The sequence below is a fragment of the Achromobacter mucicolens genome (assembly GCF_902859725.1).
GTDB classification, from domain to species: Bacteria; Pseudomonadota; Gammaproteobacteria; order Burkholderiales; family Burkholderiaceae_B; genus Achromobacter; species Achromobacter mucicolens.
Map to the genome: position 1 here is coordinate 60,244 of NZ_CADIJP010000015.1, position 22,797 is coordinate 83,040.

The 22,797-nt window shown below is 67.1% G+C and carries 20 protein-coding genes; 6 read left to right on the forward strand and 14 right to left on the reverse strand.

All coding sequences use genetic code 11. From position 1 onward, the window contains the following. Nucleotides 1–33: 33 nt before the first annotated feature. The 7 genes from HV786_RS19150 to phoB all read right to left on the reverse strand — a co-directional run bounded on the left by HV786_RS19150 (nucleotide 34) and on the right by phoB (nucleotide 7,454). Nucleotides 34–978 carry a copper resistance protein B gene (locus HV786_RS19150; RefSeq protein WP_128827072.1) on the reverse strand — a complete coding sequence of 315 codons (945 nt, stop codon included), beginning with the start codon at nucleotides 976–978 and terminating at the stop codon, nucleotides 34–36. A 3-nt stretch (nucleotides 979–981) separates the two neighbouring features. Then, a complete protein-coding gene (locus tag HV786_RS19155) occupies nucleotides 982–2,715 on the reverse strand; it encodes a copper resistance system multicopper oxidase (RefSeq protein ID WP_175211568.1) in 1,734 nt (577 codons plus the stop codon). Nucleotide 2,716: 1 nt separating this feature from the next. Then, the gene (locus HV786_RS19160; RefSeq protein WP_420809646.1) at nucleotides 2,717–3,202 is read right to left on the reverse strand and encodes a cupredoxin domain-containing protein; all 486 of its coding nucleotides are present in this window, start codon (nucleotides 3,200–3,202) and stop codon (nucleotides 2,717–2,719) included. A 73-nt stretch (nucleotides 3,203–3,275) separates the two neighbouring features. Beyond that, nucleotides 3,276–4,667 carry a heavy metal sensor histidine kinase gene (locus tag HV786_RS19165; protein WP_175211570.1) on the reverse strand — a complete coding sequence of 464 codons (1,392 nt, stop codon included), beginning with the start codon at nucleotides 4,665–4,667 and terminating at the stop codon, nucleotides 3,276–3,278. Continuing rightward, nucleotides 4,664–5,383 carry a heavy metal response regulator transcription factor gene (locus HV786_RS19170; RefSeq protein WP_128827071.1) on the reverse strand — a complete coding sequence of 240 codons (720 nt, stop codon included), beginning with the start codon at nucleotides 5,381–5,383 and terminating at the stop codon, nucleotides 4,664–4,666. The genes HV786_RS19165 and HV786_RS19170 overlap by 4 nt, the downstream gene beginning before the upstream one ends. Nucleotides 5,384–5,435: 52 nt before the next feature. Further along, nucleotides 5,436–6,743, reverse strand: coding sequence for a phosphate regulon sensor histidine kinase PhoR (phoR, locus tag HV786_RS19175; protein WP_128827134.1), 1,308 nt, complete (start codon nucleotides 6,741–6,743; stop codon nucleotides 5,436–5,438). Nucleotides 6,744–6,755: 12 nt separating this feature from the next. Next, nucleotides 6,756–7,454 carry a phosphate regulon transcriptional regulator PhoB gene (gene phoB, locus HV786_RS19180; protein WP_006227196.1) on the reverse strand — a complete coding sequence of 233 codons (699 nt, stop codon included), beginning with the start codon at nucleotides 7,452–7,454 and terminating at the stop codon, nucleotides 6,756–6,758. Between the two features lie 161 nt (nucleotides 7,455–7,615). Between phoB and ubiE the strand changes: the two genes are divergently transcribed. From ubiE to HV786_RS19210, 6 genes are all read left to right on the forward strand, one after another. Beyond that, on the forward strand, nucleotides 7,616–8,392 hold the full coding sequence (gene ubiE / locus HV786_RS19185) for a bifunctional demethylmenaquinone methyltransferase/2-methoxy-6-polyprenyl-1,4-benzoquinol methylase UbiE (protein ID WP_063953528.1): 777 nt from the start codon (nucleotides 7,616–7,618) through the stop codon (nucleotides 8,390–8,392). 177 nt (nucleotides 8,393–8,569) lie between these two features. Continuing rightward, a complete protein-coding gene (locus HV786_RS19190; RefSeq protein WP_175211572.1) occupies nucleotides 8,570–9,580 on the forward strand; it encodes a Tim44 domain-containing protein in 1,011 nt (336 codons plus the stop codon). Between the two features lie 179 nt (nucleotides 9,581–9,759). Further along, nucleotides 9,760–10,398 carry a ubiquinone biosynthesis accessory factor UbiJ gene (locus HV786_RS19195; protein WP_128827070.1) on the forward strand — a complete coding sequence of 213 codons (639 nt, stop codon included), beginning with the start codon at nucleotides 9,760–9,762 and terminating at the stop codon, nucleotides 10,396–10,398. A 3-nt stretch (nucleotides 10,399–10,401) separates the two neighbouring features. Then, the gene (gene ubiB / locus HV786_RS19200; protein WP_128827069.1) at nucleotides 10,402–11,955 is read left to right on the forward strand and encodes a ubiquinone biosynthesis regulatory protein kinase UbiB; all 1,554 of its coding nucleotides are present in this window, start codon (nucleotides 10,402–10,404) and stop codon (nucleotides 11,953–11,955) included. 182 nt (nucleotides 11,956–12,137) lie between these two features. Further along, on the forward strand, nucleotides 12,138–13,016 hold the full coding sequence (locus HV786_RS19205; protein ID WP_056327535.1) for a ferritin-like domain-containing protein: 879 nt from the start codon (nucleotides 12,138–12,140) through the stop codon (nucleotides 13,014–13,016). A gap of 19 nt (nucleotides 13,017–13,035) precedes the next feature. Then, the gene (locus HV786_RS19210; RefSeq protein WP_128827068.1) at nucleotides 13,036–13,524 is read left to right on the forward strand and encodes an adenylyltransferase/cytidyltransferase family protein; all 489 of its coding nucleotides are present in this window, start codon (nucleotides 13,036–13,038) and stop codon (nucleotides 13,522–13,524) included. A gap of 520 nt (nucleotides 13,525–14,044) precedes the next feature. On the opposite strand, the gene HV786_RS19215 is transcribed toward HV786_RS19210, so the two are convergent. From HV786_RS19215 to HV786_RS19245, 7 genes are all read right to left on the reverse strand, one after another. Beyond that, nucleotides 14,045–15,019, reverse strand: a complete 975-nt coding sequence (locus tag HV786_RS19215) for an IS110 family RNA-guided transposase (RefSeq protein WP_128827067.1) — start codon at nucleotides 15,017–15,019, stop codon at nucleotides 14,045–14,047. A gap of 384 nt (nucleotides 15,020–15,403) precedes the next feature. Then, nucleotides 15,404–16,735, reverse strand: coding sequence for a TolC family outer membrane protein (locus HV786_RS19220; protein ID WP_128827066.1), 1,332 nt, complete (start codon nucleotides 16,733–16,735; stop codon nucleotides 15,404–15,406). An 80-nt stretch (nucleotides 16,736–16,815) separates the two neighbouring features. Next, complete coding sequence (locus HV786_RS19225) at nucleotides 16,816–17,496, reverse strand: protein-L-isoaspartate O-methyltransferase family protein (protein WP_056327622.1); 681 nt, start codon at nucleotides 17,494–17,496, stop codon at nucleotides 16,816–16,818. A gap of 157 nt (nucleotides 17,497–17,653) precedes the next feature. After that, entirely contained in the window at nucleotides 17,654–18,496 is an 843-nt protein-coding gene (gene thiD, locus HV786_RS19230) for a bifunctional hydroxymethylpyrimidine kinase/phosphomethylpyrimidine kinase (protein WP_128827065.1), read from the reverse strand. Then, nucleotides 18,493–19,296: a thiazole synthase gene (locus HV786_RS19235; RefSeq protein WP_062840242.1), complete on the reverse strand. Its 804-nt coding sequence runs from the start codon at nucleotides 19,294–19,296 to the stop codon at nucleotides 18,493–18,495. Before HV786_RS19235 ends, thiD begins: the two co-directional genes overlap by 4 nt. A 139-nt stretch (nucleotides 19,297–19,435) precedes the next feature. Beyond that, nucleotides 19,436–20,308 (reverse strand): helical backbone metal receptor, encoded by an 873-nt coding sequence (locus HV786_RS19240; RefSeq protein WP_254599495.1) that lies wholly within the window; start codon nucleotides 20,306–20,308, stop codon nucleotides 19,436–19,438. Nucleotides 20,309–20,501: 193 nt separating this feature from the next. Beyond that, nucleotides 20,502–22,547, reverse strand: coding sequence for a TonB-dependent receptor (locus HV786_RS19245; RefSeq protein WP_128827064.1), 2,046 nt, complete (start codon nucleotides 22,545–22,547; stop codon nucleotides 20,502–20,504). Nucleotides 22,548–22,797: the final 250 nt, after the last annotated feature.

Consider the following 22,797-nt stretch of genomic DNA (forward strand, 5'->3'; position numbering starts at 1 on the left):
GGGAATAAAGAGGGATGTTCAGGCGCGGGCCGGTCAGAACCAGAACCGCACGCCCGCGATGACGGCTGCCTGCGATCGGCTTTCGCCGGCGTCCGAGGCATAGCTCGCCGTCTGGCCGAACTTCCGTTCAAAGGATACGCCAACGTAGGGGGCGAATTCGCGCGTGACCTCGTAACGCAGGCGCAGGGACAGGGATCCCTGCGACAGACCGGAGCCGATGCCGCGTTGCGGGTCGTTCTTGCCGTAGACGCTGGCTTGCAGTTCGGGCGTGAATATCAGGCGCTGGGTCAGCAGCAGATCGTACTCGGCCTTCAGCGCCAGGGCGCTGCGGCCTGACGGGCCTGCATAGGCGGTGGCCGTCAGTTCGATGTTGTAGGGCAGCAAGCCCTCGAAGCCGACCGCGGCCCAGTTGCGCTTGGGGCCTGCGCCGATGTCCCGGCGCGCACCCAGTTGCAGATCCCAGAAGGGCGAGATGGCGTGGCTCCAGAAGGCCTCGACCTTGCCGTCCGATCCGCCGCCGCTTTCGCGCTCGCCCTCGCTCTTGATGAGCAGGCGGTCCGTGGCAGTGCCGAACCAGAAGCGGCCATCCCACTCGAGCGCGTTTTGCCCGTCCCGATTGCGCGATGCGCCGAATTTGTCGAACAGCACCTGCCACGTGGGCGCGTTGTCCATCATGTGCGGATGGATGCCGTAGCTGTCGTAGCCGCGCGGGCCTTCGCCATCGCTTGCGGGCAGGCTGCCGACGGGCGGGGCGCCAGCGGCGGGCGCGTCATGGTTCACTTCTGCATGGTCCATTCCCTGGTGGCTTTCCGGGCTTTCCGGTGACGGCGCCTGGCCGTGGTCCATCGAGCCGTGGTCCATCCCGGTCATGCCGGCATGATCCATTTGCGCCGCTTGAGCCGCGGCCAGGGAGGGCGCCAGTGCAAATACGATGGCGCAAAGGGCCGGCGCGTGTTTCTGGAAACTGATCGGCTTCATCGTTTACTCCACCACGACCGCCCTGAACATGCCGGCCTCCATGTGATACAGCAGATGGCAGTGGTAGGCCCAGTTCCCACGCGTGTCGGCGCTGACGCGATAGCTGATGCGCTGCGCCGGGTTCAACGAGATCGTGTGCTTGCGGACCTGGAACGCGCCATCCGGGGACTCCAGGTCGCTCCACAGGCCGTGCAGATGGATGGGATGCGTCATCATCGTGTCGTTGACCAGCACGAAGCGCACGCGCTCGCCGTGGCGCAGCACGATGGGCCGCGCGTCCGAGAACTTCACGCCGTTGAACGACCACATGTAGCGCTCCATGTTGCCCGTCAGGTGCAGCTCGATCTCGCGCGAGGGTGCGCGGTTGTCGTCGGGCTCCCGCACCGACCGCAAGTCCGCATACGTCAGCACGCGGCGGCCGTTGTCGCGCAGTCCGGGGCCGGGATCGTCCAGGCGCGTCGACACCACGTCAGGCAGCATGGAATTGCCCACGCCGCGCTCGGCGGGATAGGGGTGCCTGACCTCGACCATGCCGCCCTGGCCCGGGTCCGCGCCCGTGCCCGCGCCGTGCCCGGCGTGTCCGGCCGGCATCGGCTGCGACCCGCTCATGTCGTGGGCCATGCCCATGTCCATCATGCCCAGCACCTGCACACGGTCCATCTCGGGCACGCTTGCCTGCATGCCGGCGCGGGGCGCGAGCGTGGCACGCGCATAGCCCGATCTATCCATGGCTTGCGAGAAGATCGTATAGGCGCGGTCCTGCGCGGGCGTGACGATCACGTCATACGTTTCAGCGACGCCAATGCGAAATTCCTCGACATCCACGGGCCGGACATCCTGGCCGTCGGCGGCCACGACCGTCATCGTCAGGCCCGGTATCCGGACGTCGAAGTACGTCATGGCCGAGCCGTTGATGAACCGCAGCCGCACCCGCTCGCCCGGCTTGAAAAGGCCCGTCCAGTTGGCAGCGGGCGTGGCGCCGTTGGTGAGGTAGGTGTAGGTTGCGCCGGACACGTCGGCCAGATCCGTCGGATTCATGCGCATGCGTTCCCACATCAGCCGATCCGCAAGCGCCGCGCGCCATCCGTTGTCCCCGGCGTTGTCCGCCAGGCTTTGCATGCTGGGCTGGATGCGGTTGTAGTAATCCGGCATCACCTTCAGCTTGTCGAACACGCGCATCGGGTCTTCGTCCGTCCAGTCCGACAGCAGCACCGTGTAGTCGCGGTCGGAGGCGATGGGATCGCGGTGGCGCGGGTCGATGACGATGGCGCCATACAAGCCCGTCTGTTCCTGGAATCCCGAGTGGCTGTGATACCAGTAGGTGCCGCTTTGGCGAACGTCGAAGCGGTACGTGAACGTTTGGCCGGGGTCGATGCCGGCAAAGCTCAGGCCGGGCACGCCATCCATGCCGGTGGGCAGCAGGATGCCGTGCCAATGGATGGAGGTCTGCTCGCGCAACCGGTTGGTGACGTGCAGCGTCACCGTATCGCCCTCGCGCCAGCGCAGCAGCGGCGCGGGCAGGCGGCCGTTGACCGTGGTGGCCACGCGCGCGGCGCCCGTGAAGTTCACGGGCGTCTCGCCGATCTCCAGGTGAAACTCGGTGCCGCGCAGTTCGGCGGCCGCGGCTGCGCCGGACTGGGCCGATGCATGGCGCCAGCCGCCCAGGGCGGCCAGCGCGCCGCCGGCGGCCAGGCCCTGCACGAAGCGGCGGCGGGTCGTGAGCGTGTGCGCCGTCATGTCACAGCACCGAGACGGCGCCCTTCATGCCGGCGCCGTAATGGCCCGGCTCCAGGCAGCCGAAGGACACCGTGCCGGCCTTGCCGAAGCGCCAGACGATCTGGCCGCTTTTGCCGGCGTCCAGCGACACCGCGTTGGGTTCATCGTGACGCATGCCGGGGTCCTTCATCATCATGGCGTAATGCGCTTTCAGGTCGGCGTCGGTGCCCAGCACGAGTTCGTGCCGGATCTTCCCGGAATTGCGCACGTTCAGCCGCACGGTTTCGCCGGCCTTGACGTCGATGCTGGCGGGCGTGAAGCGCATGGCGTCGGTCATGTCGACGTCAATGGTGCGCGTGACGCGGGCGGGATCGCCCGGCGCGCCGATGGGCGCGGCCGCCGCGGACGGCGCGTGGCCGCCGTGCGCATGGTCGCCTGCGGCGAACGCGGCGCCGGACATCATCAGCGCCAAGGCGGCGGCGCAAGTGCGTAACTGGGTGCCTTTCACGGGAATCCTTGCAATGGGAATGGGCGTGATGACACTGTAGGAAGACCGGGGTGACCCGATCCTGTCGCGCAGATTACGTTTTTGTAATGTTCGCGGCCGGCCCCGGGTTGTTGAAGGTGATGCCGACCACGGTGCCGGCGGCGCCGGACGCCGCATCCACGTCGCCGCCATGCATGCGGGCAATGGCGCGAACGATGGCCAGGCCCAGGCCGTGGCCTTCGCTGCGTGGCGCGCGCGTCTGGCCGGAGCGGAAAAAGCGGTCAAAGATCCGGGGCAGGTCCGCTGGCGGGATAGGCGTGCCGGGGTTGTGGACCGTGACCCGCGCCCCGCGCGCGGTGGGGGTGCACGTCAGCACGATCTCGCCACCTGGGGGCGTCGCCTTGATGGCGTTGGAGATCAGGTTGGCCAGCGCGCGGCGCGCCAGCCCCCGGTTGGCGGCCACGGTGGCGTCGCCCACGCAGCGCAGGCGCACGGCGTGTTCTTCCAGCGTGGCCTCGTAATATTCGGCGACGCGCCGGGCTTCGGCGGCCAGTGACATGGGCGCCAGGTCCGCGGCGCGCTCGCCGCGGTCGGCGCGCGCCAGGAACAGCATGTCGTTGACCAGCGTCTTCAGGTCTTCCAGTTCTTCCAGGTTGGATTCCAGCGCGTCTCGCAGCTCGGCCGCATCGCGCGGCGACGACAGCATGACCTGCGTGCCGTTGATGAGGGTCGCCAGCGGCGTGCGCAGTTCGTGCGCCACATCGGCGTTAAAGCCCTCCATCTGCTGGTAGGCGGCCTGCAGCCGGTCCAGTGTGCGGTTGAAGGACCGCACCAGTTCATGCAGTTCGCGGTCGGTGTCTTGCAGCGGCAGGCGGCGCGCCAGGTTGTCGGGCTGGATGGCCGCGGCCTGCCCGGACAGCCGCCGCGCGGGCGCCATGCTGCGCCGCACGGCCCACGCGGCCAGGACGACCGTCGCGCCCACCCACAACGCGCAGATCAGCGCCAGCGCCGTGCCGTAGGCATAGAGGAATTGCGCGCTGGTGCGCGTGCTGACCGCCACGGTCAGCTGCGCGCCGGGCAGGATGCGATCGTTCATGGCAACGCGCAGGCCGCGCATGCGCCCGCCATCCGGCGTCTGCAAGAGGACCTGCCGGCCATCCGTGGTTTCCAGCGTTTCGGGCGCGGCGCCGCCATAGACGGCCTGGCCCTGCGCGTCCACGATCCAGATGCCCAGCTGCCCCTGGCCCGCGCGCATCTCGTCGAAGGTGGCCGCCAGATCGTGCAGGCCGCTCGCGCTGTTCTGCATGTCGATCAAGTGGTCGATGAGCTCGAGCTTGCCGCTGACCTCGGTGATCTCCTGGCGCTCGACTTCGCGCTTGAGCGCCCAGAAAAGGGTGGCGCCCGCCACGCTGGAAACAAATAGCGCGATGGCGCCCAGCAGCAGCGTCAGCCGCGCCTGCATGGAGCGCACGCGGGGGCGGCTCATCCGGTGTGGCCGTCAGCAGGGCGGCCCCCCGCCGGGCGGTCCCCCGCGGGACGCGATTCCAGCACGTATCCCATGCCGCGCACGGTATGCAGCAGTTTCGTGGCGTAGGGATCGTCCAGCTTGCCGCGCAGGCGCCGCACCGCGACGTCGATGACGTTGGTGTCGCTGTCGAAGTTCATGTCCCAGACCTGTTCGGCCAGGGTGGTGCGCGACAGCACCTGCCCCTGGCGGCGCAACAGAAGCGCCAGCAGGCTGAATTCCTTGGCGGTCAGGTCCAGCCGCTGGCCGCCGCGCTGGGCGCGCCTGCGCGCCAGATCCAGCTCCAGGTCCGCCAGCCGCAGTAGCGTGGGCTCCTGCGAGCGGCCGCGGCGCAGCAGCGCATGCACCCGCGCCAGGAGTTCCGAGAACGCGAAGGGTTTGACCAGGTAGTCGTCGGCGCCGCCCTCAAGGCCGCGGACCCGGTCTTCCACCGCGTCGCGGGCCGTCAGCATCAGGATGGGGGTGTCCTTGTGCGCGCGCACCGAGGCCAGGATCTCGAAGCCGTCCACGCCGGGCAGCATCACGTCCAGCACGATGAGGTCGTATGCGCCTTCGAGCGCGAGGTGGCGGCCGTCCACGCCGTCGCGCGCCACGTCCACGACGTGGCTTTGCTCCGACAGTCCCTTCTTCAGGTAGTCGGCCAGTTTGGGTTCGTCTTCGATGACCAGGATGCGCATGGCCAAAAATTTACCACCCGCGCGCCGCCGTCAGGCGGGCAGGCGGGCGGAATCACGCCGTTTCGGCGATGGCGATGCGGTCGGCGGGAAAGCGCAGCGAGAAGACGCTGCCCTTGCCGGGTTCGCTGGTGATCAGCAGTTCGGCGTCGTGCCGCATGGCGATGTGCTTGGTGATCGCCAGCCCCAGGCCGGTGCCGCCGACGGCGCGCGAGCGGCCCCGGTCCACGCGGTAAAAGCGTTCGGTCAGGCGCGGCAGGTGGCGCGCCGGAATGCCGATGCCGGTGTCCTTTACGCTGTAGCATGCGCCGCCTTCGGGGTCGCGCTCCCAGCGGACGGTGATGGTGCCGCCGTCCGGCGTGTAGCGCACGGCGTTGGTCAGCAGGTTGGAAAGCGCCGAGGTCAGTTCGTTTTCAGCGCCCAGCACGTCCAGGGTTTCATCGATGTGCCAGACCAGCTGGTGCCGGCCGCCTGACAAGGCCTCGATCTGCTGGCGCGCCTTTTGCAGCAGCGCGCCCATGTTGACGGCGCGCGGATCGCTGCCCGGCGACGATTCCAATGTGGACAGCGTCAGCAGGTCTTCCACGATGGCCTGCATGCGGTGGGCCTGCTCGTACATCATGTCGATGTATTGTTCACGCTGCTCTTTGGGCAGCGCCTCGTCGGGCATGTCGCGCAGCGTTTCCAGAAAACCCGCCAGCACCGTCAGCGGCGTGCGCAATTCGTGCGACACGTTGGCGACGAAGTCGCGGCGCGTGGTTTCCAGGCGTTCGATCTGGGTGACGTCGCGGGTGATGAGCAGGCGCTGATTGCTGGCATAGGCCGTGAGCTGCATCATCATCAGCCGTTCCTGGCCTTGCTGACCCAGCCGGACCAGAATGGGCTCGGGCCAGGACGGACGATGCGCGTATTCCACGAATTCCGGGGCCCGCAGCAGGTTCAGCAGGTTGTGGCCGCGGTCGGCCGGCAGGCGCAGGCCCAGATGCTGGCGCGCCATCCGGTTGCACCAGTCGATCTGGAAATCCTCGTTCAGCGTGACGGCGCCGTCGGGCAGGGCCTGGGCAGCCGCCAGCATCCCTTGCATGGTGTCGCGGGTTTCAGCCAGCTCGCGCGCGCGGGCGCGGGTGTAACGATAGAGCGGGGCAAGAATGTCGTCCCAGGGGCCCACGGAGGCCGGCGGGGCGGAATCCGGGTGATTGGCCCATTTGGACACCAGCGACAGGCGCCAGCTGCGCCAGAGCAGCATGGCGGTCAGCGACACCGAAAACACGATCCAGCCCGCGGGGTCTCCAATGAGCCATTGCGCCAACAAGGCAAATGCCGCCCACAGGACGACCAGAATAAGGGTGCGCAGCCAGATCATCGTGCGCACGTTTTACCGCGTCGGGAGCTGTGCCGTAAACCGATAGCCGCTGCCGCGGACCGTTTCGACGTGCGCGTCATGGCCGCTGGGTTCCAGGGCCTTGCGCAGGCGGCGGATGTGCACGTCGACCGTGCGCTCTTCGACAAAGACGTGGTCGCCCCACACCTGGTCCAGGAGCTGCGAACGGGAGAACACGCGCTCGGGGTGCGTCATGAAGAAGTGGAGCAGGCGGAATTCGGTGGGGCCGATCTGCAGGGACTGGCTGTTGCCCGACAGGCGATGCGTCACCGGATCCAGCTTCAGGCCGCCGACGTCGATGACGTCGTCCGTGAGCTGGGGGGCGCGGCGGCGCAGCACGGCCTTGATGCGGGCCATCAGCTCCTTCGGCGAGAAGGGCTTGGTGATGTAGTCGTCAGCGCCGGCTTCCAGGCCGTCGACCTTGTCCTGCTCGGAGCCCTTGGCGGTCAGCATGATGACCGGGACGGCGCGGGTGCGCTCGTCGTTGCGCAGCTTGCGCGCCATGGCCAGGCCAGAGGTGCCGGGCAGCATCCAGTCCAGCAGGATCAGGTCGGGAAGCTCGGCACGGATCAGCGTCTGGGCCTGGTCGGCGTCGAAGGCGCGCAGCACCTTGTGGCCGGCGAAGGACAGGTTGACGGCGATCAATTCCTGGATGGCGGGTTCGTCTTCGACGACGAGGATGGTGCTGGACATATCGAATTGGGCACACTTCGGAGCGCCGGCGCGGCGCGAACATTGCGATAGTATGGCCGCAATATTTCAGGTATGTGACCGCGGCGCGCCATCTGGCGGGCTCGCCCGCCGCAGGCGCGCGCCCGATAGGCTACCATTGAACGATATATCGGGAATACACCATGCAAAACCCCTCCGAATCGCAACAATCCGCCGGCGCCGGCTCGACCTCCACGCACTTCGGCTTCCAATCGGTCCCCGAAAGCGAAAAGGCCCGCAAGGTTGCCGAAGTGTTCCATTCGGTCGCCCAGCGCTACGACGTCATGAACGATTTCATGTCGGCGGGCCTGCACCGCGTCTGGAAGGCGTTCACGATCGGCCGCGCGGCCATCCGCCCCGGCATGAAGGTGCTGGACATTGCCGGCGGCACGGGCGACCTGGCGCGGGCTTTCGCCAAGCGCGCCGGCCCCACGGGCGAGGTCTGGCTGACCGACATCAATGATTCCATGCTGCGCGTGGGCCGAGACCGGCTGACCGATGCCGGCCTGCTGGTGCCCACCGCCGTGTGCGACGCCGAGCGCCTGCCGTTCCCCACCGGTTACTTCGACCGCGTCAGCGTGGCCTTCGGCCTGCGCAACATGACCCACAAGGATCGCGCGCTGGCCGAAATGACCCGTGTGCTCAAGCCGGGCGGCAAGCTGCTCGTCCTGGAGTTCTCGCGCATCGCCAAGCCTCTGTCCCCGGCATACGACTGGTATTCCTTCAACGTGCTGCCGTGGCTGGGCAAGAAGATCGCCAAGGACGAGGCCAGCTATCGTTACCTGGCCGAATCCATCCGCATGCACCCGGACCAGGAAACCCTGGCCGACATGCTGCGCACCGCCGGCCTGGAGCGGGTGCAGTACTTCAACCTGACGGCCGGCATCGCCGCGTTGCACGAAGGCGTGCGCCTGGGCTGACACCCGGCGTCCAAGGCGGATTCCGCCACCCCGCAGGGAACTTGTGGGGCGGCAGCTTGTCCGTTATTCTTACGCCATTCAGATTACTGTAAGAAAAGTCGCGCAGATGGCCCCGCGCATTGCGGGGCCCTCCCGTTGCTCGGGGCAGCGGGGGCGCGAGTACGAGGGAGCAAACTCATGTCTAAATTCAGTCTTTCGCGCTTTGTCGCCGCGGCGCTCATCGCCGTTTCGGGCGCGGCCCTGGTGACGGCGTCGTTTGACGCCGAAGCTCGCCGCGCGGGCGGCGGCTCCAGTGTCGGCCGTCAGTCCTCCAACGTCACGACGCAGCGCCAGGCCACCACGCCGCCGGCTGCCGCCAACAACACCGCGGGCGCCACCGCCGCACCGGCAGCCGCCGGCGCTGCCACGGCCGGCGCGGCAGGCGCCGCCGCCAAGAGCGGCGCCTCGCGTTGGCTGGGTCCCATCGCCGGCATCGCCGCCGGCCTTGGTATCGCGGCGCTGCTCTCCAGCATGGGCCTGTCCGGCGCATTCCTGGAGTTCCTGTCGTCCGCGCTGCTGATCGCCGCCGTGGTCTTCGCCGTCATGTTCATCATCCGCCGCCTGCGCGGCGCCGGTCCGCGTACTGCCACGCAGGGTGCGTTCGGCGGGGCCAACAACGCCTCGGGCCAGCAACAGCAGCCCATGTGGCGTGAATCGCTGAAGCCGGGCGCCGCCGCGCCTGCCGCCGCTGCCGCTCCGGTGGCAGCCGCGCCGGTCGAGCCGCCGGCCGTCCTGCCCAAGGCGGGCGACGACAACAACTGGTTCGTGCCGGGCGATTTCGACACGCCGAACTTCCTGAAGCAAGCCAAGGAACAGTTCGTTCGCATCCAGGCGGTCTGGGACAGCGGCAGCACCGACGGTCTGCGCGAATTCCTGACCGATGACCTGATCACCGAGCTCAAGCCCCAGCTGGCGGAGCGCGGCGCGGCGCCCAACAAGACCGAAGTGGTCCTGCTGAACGCCGAAATGCTGGGCATCGAGACCGTCTCCGACGGCCACCTGGCCAGCGTGCGCTTCTCGGGCATGCTGCGCGAGGCGCCGGGCGCCGAAGCTTTCCGCTTCGAGGAAGTCTGGAACCTGTTCAAGCCGGCCAATGGCGGCTGGTTGCTAGCCGGCATCCAGCAGATCCCGGTGGAACACGCCAGCTAAGCCTGGCGGTCCGGCTCGACCGGCCATCTGCCGCGGGCGCCGTAAGGCGTCCGCCTGAACCGGCCCCCAAAGGGCCGGTTTTTCAATGTGCCTACGCAAAACAGGCTCCCATCTAACCCGTTACACTCCCGATTTACCCATCAACTTCGGCAAGCCCTCCCGGGGTCCTTGCAACCGCCATGCTGCCTTTTTCGTTCCTGCCCACACCGAAGCGTCTGGCCATCAGCGCCCTCAATGCCTTGCTGCGGCGCGAGGACTGGGCGCGCGAACGCCTGGCTCGGCATGCCGGCAAGACCGTCCGGTTTGCCATGGGCGGCTTCACGCTGGGCCTGTCCATCGATAGCGAAGGGCTGGCCGATCAGGCTGATCCGGCCGTGGTGCCCGACGTGACGCTGACGGTGTCGCCCGAGAAGCTGCCGCTGCCGCGCCTGGGCGCCGGGCAGGAAAAGCCGGATTTTGCCGAGGCCACGCACATTTCAGGCGACGCGGCGCTGGCCCAGGTGGTTGCCGACTTGTCCAAGCAGTTGCGCTGGGATCCGGAGGATGCGTTGGCCCGCGTGGTGGGCGACATCGCCGCGCTGCGCATCGTGGGCGGCGCGCGTGCGGTGTCGGATGGCGCGCGCACGGCGGGCAAGCGCCTGGCCGAAAACGTGTCCGAATACCTGTCCGAGGAAAGCGGTGTGCTGGCGGGCCGTCCGGCCCTTGAGCAATGGCGCCTGGACCTGGCCGACCTGAACACCCGCGCCGACGCGCTGGCGCGTTCCGCGGCTGCGCTGCAAACCCGCCTGGCCACGGCCGGCGCAAAGCGGGGCGCCTGATCCATGTTCCCCTTGCTGCGCCTGTTTCGCATCATCGTCGTCTCGCTGCGCTACGGCCTGGATGAGCTTGTGCTGTCCAGCCTGAATCATCCGCTGGCCACCTGCCTGCTGCGCGTCATGCGCCTGGGTACGCGCCCGCGTTCGCCGCGCGGGCAACGGCTGCGACTCGCCCTGGAATCGCTGGGCCCGATCTTCGTGAAGTTCGGGCAGGTGCTGTCCACCCGCCGTGACCTGATCCCCGCCGACATCGCCAACGAACTGGCGCTGCTGCAAGACCGCGTTCCGCCGTTCCCGTCGGCGCAGGCAGCGGCCTGCATCGAGGCGGCGCTGGGCGCGCCGCCTGAAAAGCTGTTTGCGCAGTTCGATGTGGACCCGGTGGCGTCGGCGTCGATCGCGCAGGTGCACTTCGCGGTGCTGCACGACGGCCGTGAAGTCGCCGTGAAGGTGCTGCGTCCGGGCATGCTCAGCATCATCGAAAAAGACATGTCGCTGCTGAAGGTGGTGGCGCGCATCATCGAGCGCCTGGGCCCGGACGGCCGCCGCCTGAAGCCGCGCGAGGTCGTGGCCGAATTCGACAAGTACCTGCACGACGAGCTGGACCTGGTGCGCGAGGCCTCCAATTGCAGCCAGCTGCGCCGCAACTTCGGTCCGGAATCGGGGCGTGGCGACATGCTGATCGTGCCCGAGGTGATCTGGGAATACACGGCTTCCACCGTGTTCACGATGCAGCGCATGTACGGCATGCCGGTGGGCCAGGTCGAGCGCATGCGCGAGGCCGGCATCGACATTCCGACGCTGGCGCGCACGGGCGTCGAGATCTTCTTCACGCAGGTCTTTACCGACGGCTTTTTCCACGCCGACATGCACCCGGGCAACATCTACGTGTCGGACCGCCCGGATACGCTGGGCAGCTACATCGCGCTGGACTTCGGCATCGTGGGCTCGCTGTCCGAGTTCGACAAGAATTACCTGGCGCAGAATTTCCTGGCGTTCTTTCACCGCGACTACCGCCGCGTGGCGCAACTGCACATCGAATCGGGCTGGGTGCCGCCCGATACGCGCGAGGAAGAACTGGAAGGCGCGGTGCGCGCCGTCTGCGAACCCTATTTTGACCGGCCGTTGTCGGAGATCTCGCTGGGGCAGGTGCTGCTGCGGCTCTTCCAGACCTCGCGCCGTTTCAACGTCGAGATCCAGCCGCAGCTGGTCCTGTTGCAGAAGACCCTGCTGAACGTCGAGGGACTGGGGCGTCAGCTCGATCCCAACCTCGATCTCTGGAAGACCGCCAAGCCCTATCTGGAACGCTGGATGCGCCAGCGTGTCGGATTCAAGGGTCTGCGGCAAAGCCTGGAAAAAGAGGCAGCGCAGTGGTCGCAGATGCTGCCCGCCCTGCCCAGGCTGGTCCATGACCATCTGAGCCGCCCCAATGTCTCGTCGGCGATGCTGGCCGAGATGATGCAGCTACGTCGCGCACAAGAGCAGAACAACCGGCTGGTTGCAGCGCTGGTTGGCGTGCTGGCGCTGGCGGTGGGGGTCGCGATATGGGCGCTGACCCGATAGGCGGCGCGATGATCTAGACCTTACTGTCATGTTTCATTCATGAAACGGTCATCATAGCTTCGCGGGAGACGGCGAAAAATAGCGCTGCGAGAAGTGGCATGCAGCGCCGACGCCTATAAGAACGCGCGCGCCATTCATCAATTTTCATAGCCCCACTAGCGGGACGAATACAAGGGCAGAACATGCTTTATCCTGAACTCTTCAAGACCATGGAAGCTGTGCGCTGGAACATGGCGCACGATATTCCCTGGGGCGATTTCGACCGCAGCAAGCTCTCGGACGAGCAGGCCCACACGATCAAGATGAACGCCATCACGGAGTGGGCGGCGCTGCCGGCCACCGAGATGTTCCTGCGCGACAACCGCGGCGACAGTGATTTCTGCGCGTTCATGTCGGTCTGGTTCTTTGAAGAACAAAAGCATTCCCTGGTGCTGATCGAGTATCTGCGCCGCTTCCGGCCGGATCTGGTGCCCACCGAAGAAGAGCTGCACAACGTGCGCTTTGAATTCGATCAGGCCCCGGAACTCGAAACGCTGATGCTGCATTTCTGCGGCGAGATCCGCCTGAACCACTGGTACCGCCGCGCGGCCGACTGGCACACGGAGCCGGTCATCAAGGCGATCTACAAGACGGTGGCGCAGGACGAGGCCCGTCACGCGGGCGCCTACCTGCAATACATGCGCCGTGCGCTGCACGACCGCGGGCAGGAAACGAGCGAGCAAGCCCGTCTGGCGTTTTCGAAGATCGGGGTGCTGATGGCTTCGGCGGGACGCACGCAGCAGGCGCTGCATCCGACGAATCTGCACGTGAACAAGGATCTGTTCCCGAACGACACGGTGCAGTCGCGCCTGCCGGAGCCGGGCTGGCTGGAACACTGGCTGGACACGCAGATCCGCTTTGACGGCGTGTGGGAACAGAAGGTGGCCAGCCGCATCTTGCACATCCTGTCCAAGCTGATGGATCGCAGCTTTGAGACGGTGAAGGATCTGAACCGCTATCGCAAGGAAATGACGGCGCTGATCGTTCCGAAGGACAAAGAGATCATCCTGGCGGGCAGCTGATCCCTCCTATAATCGCCGCATGCCTGCCGCCCGTTTCGAATCCAAGGTCCTGTCCCGCGACGAACTCGTCGCCGCCGTCGCCGCTGGCCGCTTTCCGCGGCCGCTGGTGTTCACGAACGGGGTGTTCGACATCCTGCATCGGGGGCATGCGACGTATCTGGACCAGGCGGCGCAGTTGGGCGCAACGCTGATTGTCGCCGTGAATACCGATGAGTCGGTGCGGCGGCTTGGCAAGGGTGCGGAACGCCCGCTCAATCGCATGGAAGATCGGGCGGCGTTGCTGGCGGCGTTGGGGTTTGTGTCGGCGGTGACGTCGTTTTCCGAGGATACGCCTGAGGCGTTGATCGGGGAGCTGAGACCGGATCTGATCGTCAAGGGTGGCGATTACGACATGGAGACGTTGCCGGAGACGGCGTTGGTGAAGACTTGGGGGGGGCGTGCGGTTGCGATTCCCTTTGAGTTCGAGCGGTCTACGACGGCGCTGGTGAAGAAGATTCAGGGCGGTTGAAGGCTTTGAATTTGAGGTGCTGGATGAATGTGAGGCGGCCTGGGTGGCCGCCTTTTCTTTTGTGCTTTGGGCTTGGTAGGTTGGTGCTGCGGGCTTCGTAGACCGGTGATGCCGGGCTTTTTAGGTCGGTGATGCCGATCTTCGTAGGTGGTGCTGCCGATCTTCGTAGGTCGCCCGGCGCCGCGGTCACCGTGGGCACGATCGCCCACGATTGCGGTCCGGAGCCTTCGCTCCGGACTTCCCCTTCGTCATCTTCGTCCAGGCCTTCGGCCTTCCCTTCAGATTCCCTCGGGCGCATCGACGGCGCTCGCACCCACGGTGACCGCGACGCCGTGCTGCGAGGGTCTTTGGTATGTGGCGCTGTAAGACCTGTGGTCAGGGCAGAAGATCTGCGGGGCCGCCGAATTGCTGCCGCCCGGGCGGCGGCAATCGGCATCGGGGCGGTGGGGCGTCGTGGCGGTGTGCGCTTGCGCGCTGGTGGGGGGGTTGGTGATTAGATACCGTCTTGACCGTCAAGCGTTCAGGCGTAGTCGGGCCGATAGGGTGTCCGAGTTTTAAGCACGCCGAAGCATAGATGCACCAGCTTTCTCATGGCCGCGCCTAGCGCGGCCATTTTGCTCTTTCTAGCTGCTAAGAGTCGCGCATAAAGCGCACCAACGTGTGGGTTGAAGCGCTTGCTGACGATAGCGGCCATGTAGAGGGTGGCACGTACCGTGCTGGGACCCGTTTTAGATAGCCGCGGCCGGCTGTTCAGACTGGTGCCGGACTGGCGTTGCACCGGTACCACCCCCAGGTAGGAGGCCAAGCCCTCGGCTGACTCGATGTGCCGGTTATGCATGATCGACAGGATCGAGTTCCCCGCTCGATCCCCGATGCCAGGGATGCTGGTCAGCAGTTCCCGATCCTCCTTCAGGTCCGGGTGGCGGTCGATGTGGTCATTGATCGCATGATCCAGGCGTTTGATCTCTTCGCGCAGGAACGCGATCGTTTTGGCGATGGATCCCTCGACCAGCACGGGTGGATCACTGAACTGCGTCTTCTCCTGGCGATTGAGTTCGCGCTGCAGATCCTTGGCCAGCGCGTCGCGCCGAGCCAACAAGGCCCGTAGTTGACGGACATGCAGCGGTGCGGGGCGCCACAGCCCAGGCTTGAGCGCCTGACCGTAGCGGGCCAGCACGTAGCTATCGATCCCATCGGTTTTGGAGCGCACCGCCAGCGCCCCGGCGAAGTCGCGCACCTGGGCAGGGTTGACCAACGAGACACTGACCGAAGCGTCATGCAGGGCCGTGGCGGCCTGCTCGTGATATTGCCCTGTGGGCTCGAGCACGGCATGCAACTGCGCCGGCTCGGCTCCCTGCTTGGCGCACCACTGCAGCAGCGTCTGCACGCCCGCTATCGAGTTGGGTACGACCTTGGTCTTGCGTTTGTTGGCATCGCTGCCAAGCAACGCGCAATCCAGCTTCGCCTTAGAAACGTCAATTCCGAGAAAAAACATAAACCTAAGCTCCCTTGCCAATACCAAAGAAGCCCGCTGCGCCCACTTGCCTTGTACATACAGGGTCCAAAGCCCTAGGCTACCGTCCAGTGTCCAGCCGGCTCAGAGGTGCGGAACCGAGGCGTAATCTGAACCACAAAGTCCAGGCTCTAGGTGTCTGAACACGCTCATCGGTCCGCTTGTAGCGATAGCTAATCACTACAGTGGCCAAGATACAAGGTGTCTGACACCCGCGGAGATGATCTTGGGTTGGAGACAGTGCTTCAAGGGTGTCAGACACCGGTGGCGCCATCGGTGGCGCGGGTTAGCTCAGTCAGACACCGGTGGCGCGATCTTGGCGTGACCCCGGGGCGCGGGTGTTCGCCCGTGCTGCCACTTGCTCGCTCAGCGCGGCGTGCGCAGCAGGCGGTTGATGGCTTCCAGGTCCGATTCCGCCAGGATGCCGCTGGTGGCCTTCAGGCGCAGGCCGGAGAGCACCGTGCTGTAGCGGGCGAGGGCCAGGTCGCGTTGGGTGGCGTAGAGCTGTTGCTGGGCGTTCAGGACGTCCAGGTTGATGCGGACGCCGACCTCGTAGCCGGTGCGGTTGGCTTCGACGGCGGAGCGGCTGGATTTTTCGCCGGCTTCCAGGGCCTGGATGCGGGCCAGGCCGCTGGTGACGCCGGTGTAGTACTGGCGGGTGGCTTGGACGGCTTGGCGGCGGGCGGTTTCGTAGTCGTAGCGGGCTTTTTGTTCCAGTTCGACCTTTTCCGTGACTTGCGAGGACACGCCGCCGCCGGAGTACAGCGGGATGGACAGGACCACGCCGATGGTGTTGTCGATGGGTTTGCCGGGGGCGGCGTTGCGCATGACGGCGTCGCTGGCGCTGCCGCTGGTGGCGCGCAGGTTCAGGGTGGGGTAGTGGCCGCTCTTGGCGATCTGGATTTCGCGGCCGGCGATGCGGGTCAGGAGTTGCGCGCGCAGGACTTCGAGGCTGGAGGTTGCGGCCTGGTTGCTCCAGTCGGCGATGCGGGCGGGCTGGGGGGCGGGCAGTTGCACGCCGTAGGGCAGTTCGGACAGGGCGCCGGGCTGCGTGCCGATGATCTTGGCCAGTTCGTCGCGGCGCACTTCCAGGTCGTTCTGCAGGCGCAGCTCCTGGGCGACGACGAGGTCGTAGCGCGATTGCGCTTCGTACGTGTCGGTGATGGTGGCGTTGCCGAGTTCGAAGTTGCGCTTGGCCGATTCCAGTTGGCCGGCGACGGCAGCTTTTTCGGCCTCGGTGGCGGTCAGGGTGTCCTGGGCGTACAGGACGTTGAAGTAGGCGTCGGCGACGCGTAGCAGCAGGTCCTGGTAGGCCTGCTGCAGCTGGACTTCGACGTCGGCGACGATGAGCTTGGACTGTTCGAAGTTCTGCCAGCGGCCCCAGTCAAAGAGCGGCTGGGTGAGCGCCAGGTCCCAGACGCCGCGACCGCCGCTGTAGGCGTAGGACAGGCCGCGGGTGCTGCGGGTTTCCTGGTAGGCGCCGCCGGCTTCGGCGGTGATCAGGGGCAGCAGCAGGGCGCGGGCCTGGGGTTCTTTTTCAAGGCCGGCGCGGTAGTTGGCGCGGGCTGCGGCATAGGTGGGGTCATTGCCCAGCGCGGCCTGCCAGACCTGGACGAGGTTCTGGGCGGACGCAGTCAGCGGGCCGGCACTTGCGGCGCAGGTGAAAACCAGTAAAGCCGTCAGTGATCGGACGCGCATGATTTTTCAACGATACGCCGGGCCGCCGGACGTGACGCCGGCCCCAAGGGGGCCGGGCGGCAGGCGGCGGGGTTGCGGGATTAGAACTTGAACTGCGACACCGTGACGCCGCGCAACGGCTTGATGACCGTTTCGAAGAGTTTGACGGTTTCGAAGCTGGCGGCGGTGGTGCGGGTGATGCGACAGGCGGTCATGATGGGCGCCTGGCCCACGACCACGACAAGGCGGCCGCCCACGCGCAACTGGTACTTCAGCGCGTCCGGCACGACCGGCACGGAACCGGTGACCAGGATGGCGTCGTATTCGGTGGAGCCCCAGCCATTGCGGGCGTCGCCGGTTTCGACCTTGACGTTGGTGACGTTGTTCATCTGCAGGTTCTGCTGCGCGAAGGTCACCAGGCGGCTGTCGATTTCGACGGAAGTGACCTGTTGCGCCAGGTAGCCCAAGAGGGCGGCCTGGTAGCCGGAGCCGGTGCCGATTTCCAGCACGCAGTCGGACTTGGTCAGCAGCAGTTCTTGGGCGAGGCGTGCTTCGACCTTGGGGGCGAGCATGTTCTCGCGGGTGTTGACCGCGTTGATCTCGAGCGGCAGCTCCAGGTCGGAAAACGCCAGGCCGCGCAGGGCCGGCGGAACGAATTGTTCGCGGCGCACATCGAACAGCGCTTGCAGCACGTTGGCGTCCAGGACGTCCCACGGGCGGATCTGCTGTTCCACCATGTTGAAGCGGGCTTGTTCTACGTCGGGCAGGGTCGAAGCGTTCATGACGGTCAGAAAAAACAGAGGAATCAACGGACCATTGTACCGATTCGTAGCGTCCTGTGACGGCGTGCCCGGGCGGCAGATGTTTCAGGCGCAGCCCGTACCCCGGAAAAGCAGACGGCGCCCTGCGGGGCGCCGTCTTTGCGCGGGGCAGGCGTGCCTACCACCAGCCGTGGAAGTGGTGGACCGGACCGTGGCCCGAGCCGACCGACAGGCGCTCGGCGTGGCGGATGGCCTCAGTCAGATAGGCCTTGGCGCGCTTGGCCGACTCTGGTACGTCCCCGATTTGGGGCAGCAGCGCCGCCAGCGCGGCCGACAGCGTGCAGCCGGTGCCGTGGGTGTTGGCGGTGTCGATGCGATGGCCGGGCAGTTCGATCATGCGGTCGCCGTCGTGCAGCAGATCGATGGTTTCGCTGCCGGGCAGGTGGCCGCCCTTGACCAGCACCCAGCGCTCGCCCGAATGCGCCAGCTTGTTGCGCAGGCGCTCGGCCACGCGCCGCATTTCCTTGACGGTCTCGACGGGGCGCTCTTCGAGCAGCACGCCGGCCTCTGGAAGGTTGGGCGTGAGCAGGGTGGTCAGGGGCAGCATGGCTTCGCGCATGGCGCCGACAGCGTCGTTCTCCAGCAGCAGGTCGCCGCTCTTGGCGACCATGACCGGATCCAGCACGATGTGCGCCGGCGTCCATTTGGCGAGCTTTTCCGCCACGACCTCGATGACCGGGCGCTGGCCCAGCATGCCGATCTTGACCGCGTCGATGCGCACGTCGCTGAACAGGGTGTCGATCTGCAGGCCGACGAAGGCGGGCGGCACCGGCGAGATGCCCGTGACGCCCTGCGTGTTCTGCGCGGTGAGCGCGGCGATGATGGCGCAGCCATACGCGCCCAGCGCGCTCATGGCCTTGACGTCGGCCAGGATGCCGGCGCCGCCGGACGGGTCGACGCCCGCGATGGTCAGCGCGTTGGGGATGGGACGGCCGCTGGCGGCCGGCTGGCGCGCGTTCATTTGGCGGGACCGCCGGTGATCAGGCCTTCGGTGGGCGAGCTGGGCGCGCCGCTGTACAGCTTTTTGGGCATGCGGCCGGCCAGGAAGGCTTCGCGGCCGCTTTCCACGCCCTTTTTCATGGCGCTGGCCATCAGGACGGGGTCGCGCGCGGCGGCGATGGCGGTGTTCATCAGCACGGCGTCGCAGCCCAGTTCCATGGCGATGGCGGCGTCGGACGCGGTGCCCACGCCGGCGTCGACCACGACCGGCACGCGGGCCTGGTCGATGATGAGGCGCAGGTTCCAGGGATTCAGGATGCCCATGCCCGAGCCGATCAGCGAGGCGAGCGGCATGACGGCCACGGCGCCCATGTCTTCCAGCATGCGGCACTGGATGGGATCGTCCGTGCAATAGACCATGACCTTGAAGCCCTCGTCGACCAGCGTCTTGGTGGCCTTGAGCGTTTCGGGCATGTTGGGGAACAGGGTGTGCGGGTCGCCCAGCACTTCGAGCTTCACGAGGTCGTGGCCGTCCAGCAGTTCGCGCGCCAGGCGCAGCGTGCGCACGGCGTCGTCGGCGGTGTAGCAGCCGGCGGTGTTGGGCAGCAGCGTGAACTTGGAGGTGGGGACGTAGTCCAGCAGGTTCGGTTCACCGGCGTTCTGGCCGATGTTGGTGCGGCGGATGGCGACGGTGACGATTTCCGTGCCGCTGGCGTCCAGCGCCGCGCGGGTCTGTTCGAAGTCCTTGTACTTGCCGGTTCCGACGAGCAGGCGCGACGAATAGGCGCGGCCGGCGATGGTGAGCGTGTCTTGTGTGGTCATGGCGGTGCTTCAAAGGGCGGGCGCGCACGATGCGAGGCCCGCGGGGACTGGCTGACTGATGCCGAATGATAAAGCAGGACGCAGGATGGCAGGGCGGGGACGCTGGCCGGCGCGTTCCACTAATTGCGGATCGCGCGCGTCAGCGCACCCGGTCCAGGTCGGCGCAGAGGGCCTCGGCCGCGTCGATCAGCCGCGGGCCGGGCCGGTACAGCGCGTCGGCGTCGACGCCGTAGACGTGGCCCTGGCGCGCGGCCGGCAGGCCCATCGCCTGCCAGGCGGCCAGGTTTGCCTGCGTGTCCTCGGGGCGCGAGATGCCGGCCAGCACGGCCTCGGGCCGGGCCGCCAGCACGCCTTCCAGCGTGACCTGCGGCGCCACGATGGGCGCCTGGCCGAAGACGTTGACGCCGCCGCACAGCCGCAGCGCATCGCTGACGATGCTGGTGTTGTTCAGGGTGTAGATCGGGTCCAGGCCCGCCTGCACGAAGACCCGCACCGGGCGCCGGCCGGCATAGCGGGCCTGCAGGGCCGCCAGCCGCGCGCGCATGTCCGCGGCAGCGGCGTTCGCCACGGGCTCGGTGCCGAACAGCCTGCCCATGCGCTCGACCGCGCCGGGGATGGCGTCCAGCGTCAGCGGATCGCTGTAGAACACGGGCACGCCAAGCTTGTCCATCACGCGCGCCAGCGGTTCGGCGGCAGACGGTTGCCAGGCGATCAGGAGGTCCGGCCGGGCGGCGGCCACGCGCTCGGCATCGGGCTGCGTGCCGTCGCCGATGATGGGCAGCGCGCGGGCGGCGGGCGGGTAGTCGCTGCCCAGCACCGTGCCCGCGATGAATCCGCCGGCGCCCGCGGCGTAGACGAGTTCGGTGGCATGGGGCGCCAGCGTGACGGCGCGCCGGGCGGGCGCCTGCAGCGCGACGGCGCGGCCTCGGTCGTCCTGCACCTGGATGGCTGGCGCGCCGAGGGCGGGCAGCGCAGACAGCGCCAACGTTGGCGACAACACCAGCGCCAACATCCAGGCCGGCTTCGCACCCCGCTTCGGCGCAAGTTTCTGTACCAACTTCTGCGCCAGTCCGGCGGTCGTCAGGACGCGGGTCGAGGTCATGCGGCGGCTCCGTCGGGTGGGCATAAACGCGGGACAGGGCCTGCGCGGGATCTGAGCCTGGCGGAAAGGCGCATGCCGGCAGGCCCTGTCCGCCAGGCGGCAATCAGTAGCGTAGCGTGAGCGACGCGTAGAAGTTGCGGCCGGGAGCGGGGTACAGGCTGTAGTTGGCGACGGGACCCAGCATTTCGAACGAAGCGTTGCCGCCACGGATGCCGTACGTGGCGTACTGGCGGTCGAAGATGTTGTTCACGCCCACGGCGCCTTCGATGTTGCGGGTGAACTTGTACGCGAGCTTGGTGTTAAAGAGCACGTACGCATCTAGCTGCTTGTCGAACTGGTTGGCCTGGTCGTTGTCCATGCGCGACTTGCCCACGTATTGCGCCGACACGTTCCACAGGAATGCGTCGGTGGGGCGCCAGGTGACGGCGGCGTTGGCCAGCCACTTCGGGGCGAGCGGCACGGTCTTGCCGGCCAGGTCCACGCCGGCGTAGGTGCCGGAGCGGAACTGCGCCTGCATCCACGTCACGTTGGCGTCCAGGCTCACGCTGCTGGACAGGGCGGTGTGGCCTTCCAGTTCGACGCCTTGGCGGCGGGTCGGATCCAGGTTGGTGTTGGCGCCGGTGCCCGGGCCCCACAGACCATCGGCCAGCGGGTTGTACTGGATCTCGTTGGTCAGGTCATAGCGGAAGTACGACAGGCGCGCGCTGCTGGATGCCGACTGCCACGTGACGCCGATTTCCTTGTCGGTGGAGGTCTGCGGCGCCAGCGGCGACTGGACCGACAGCAGTTCGTCGGCGTTCGGCAGGCGGAAGCTGCGGCCGATCTTGCCATACACGCCGAAGCCGCTGGCCAGATCCTGGCGCACGCCCAACTGCCAGGCGGTCAGGTGGTTGCTGCGGTCGGACGCCGTGCCGGAACCCGAAATCACTTCCAGGTCGTCGGATGCGTACTGGCGGCGCACGCCCGCCGTGATGTAGGTGCTGTCGGTGGCGCGGATCTGGCCTTCGGCAAAGAGGCCGTACTGGTGCTGGCGCGATTGCCACTTCGAGGGCTCGAAGTCGTAGTAGGCATTCTGGTCGGCGGTGGTCTTGGCTTCCTGCGCGTCCGCGCCGAAGACGACGCTGTGGCCGCCGTTGATCGGCAGGCGGTAGCGCACGCTGGCGATGTTCTCTTCGAGCTTCTGGTCGCGCAGCGTGTCGCCGAAACCGTCATAGGTCAGGCCGCTGAGCTTCTTTTCGCGGGTCGACAGGTCCGAGTACAGGACACCGGCGCCGATGGCCTGTTCGAGCTGCAGGCCGAACGTGGTGGTGGTGGTCTTGACGTAGTCGACGTCGTTCTTGGCGCCACGCGGATCGTCCTGGAACTCGTTCACGCCGGTGAACGGGTTGATGGTGCGCGGGCCGGGCAGTTCCAGCTTCTGCGTGGTGGTGCGGCCGTACAGGCGGATCGAGCCGTCGTCGTGGCGGAACGTGATGCCGCCGCCGCCGCCCTCGCGGCGCTCGCCGCTGTTGTCGCGGTAGCCGTCGCTGTGCAGCGACTGCATGTAGGCGTCCACGCCCACCTTCTCGTTGTTCATCGAGACGGCGGCGTCGTACTGGCGCAGGCCGTAGCTGCCGAAGGTGGCGGTGGCGCGGGCGGTCACCGGTTCCTTCGTGAAATCGGACTTGGTGATGATGTTGATCACGCCGCCGGTCGTGCCGCCGCCGTATTGCACGGAGCCGCTGCCGCGCACGATTTCGATGCGGTCGACCTGGTCCAGCGGCACCACGCCCAGGCTGGGCGCCGACAGGTCGTTGGTGTTCTGCTTGACGCCGTCGATCAGGATCAGCGTGTTGCTTGCGCCGGTGATGCCGAAGCCGCGCAGGTCCACGATGGCGTTGTCGCTGGAGCTGGTGGTGTTGATCAGGTTGATGCCGGACTGCGTGGACAGCAGGTCCTGCATGGTGCGGGCGCTGCTGGCCGCGATGTCCTCGGCGGTGATGACCGAGATCGACACCGGCAGCGTGCGGCCGTCGGTGGGCACGCGTTGCGCGGTGACGGTGATGCTGTCCAGTTCGGGGGCGGGGGAAGCGGTCTGCTGGGCGGCGGCAATGGCCGGAGCGGTACAGAGCAAGGCGCCGGCGTAGCGCCGGATGGAGCGGGCTTTCATCTACATAACCTCGAAGCGACCCGCGACCCCGCAGGCCATTCACGATGGGGAGAATGCCCGCGCGCCGGGCGGGCCGAAAGGCCGCGGGGCGGGGAACAGGCATCCTGGCGAGCGAACAGGCCGGTATCGGGCTGCCATGGGCGCGGATGCGCGCATGGGGACCGTTGCGGGGGCAGCACAGGCTGGACTTGGCGGGGGCAGCTGCGGCGGCCTTGTGGGCGGCGCGGCGCCCGTTGGCGGCGTCTTCCTG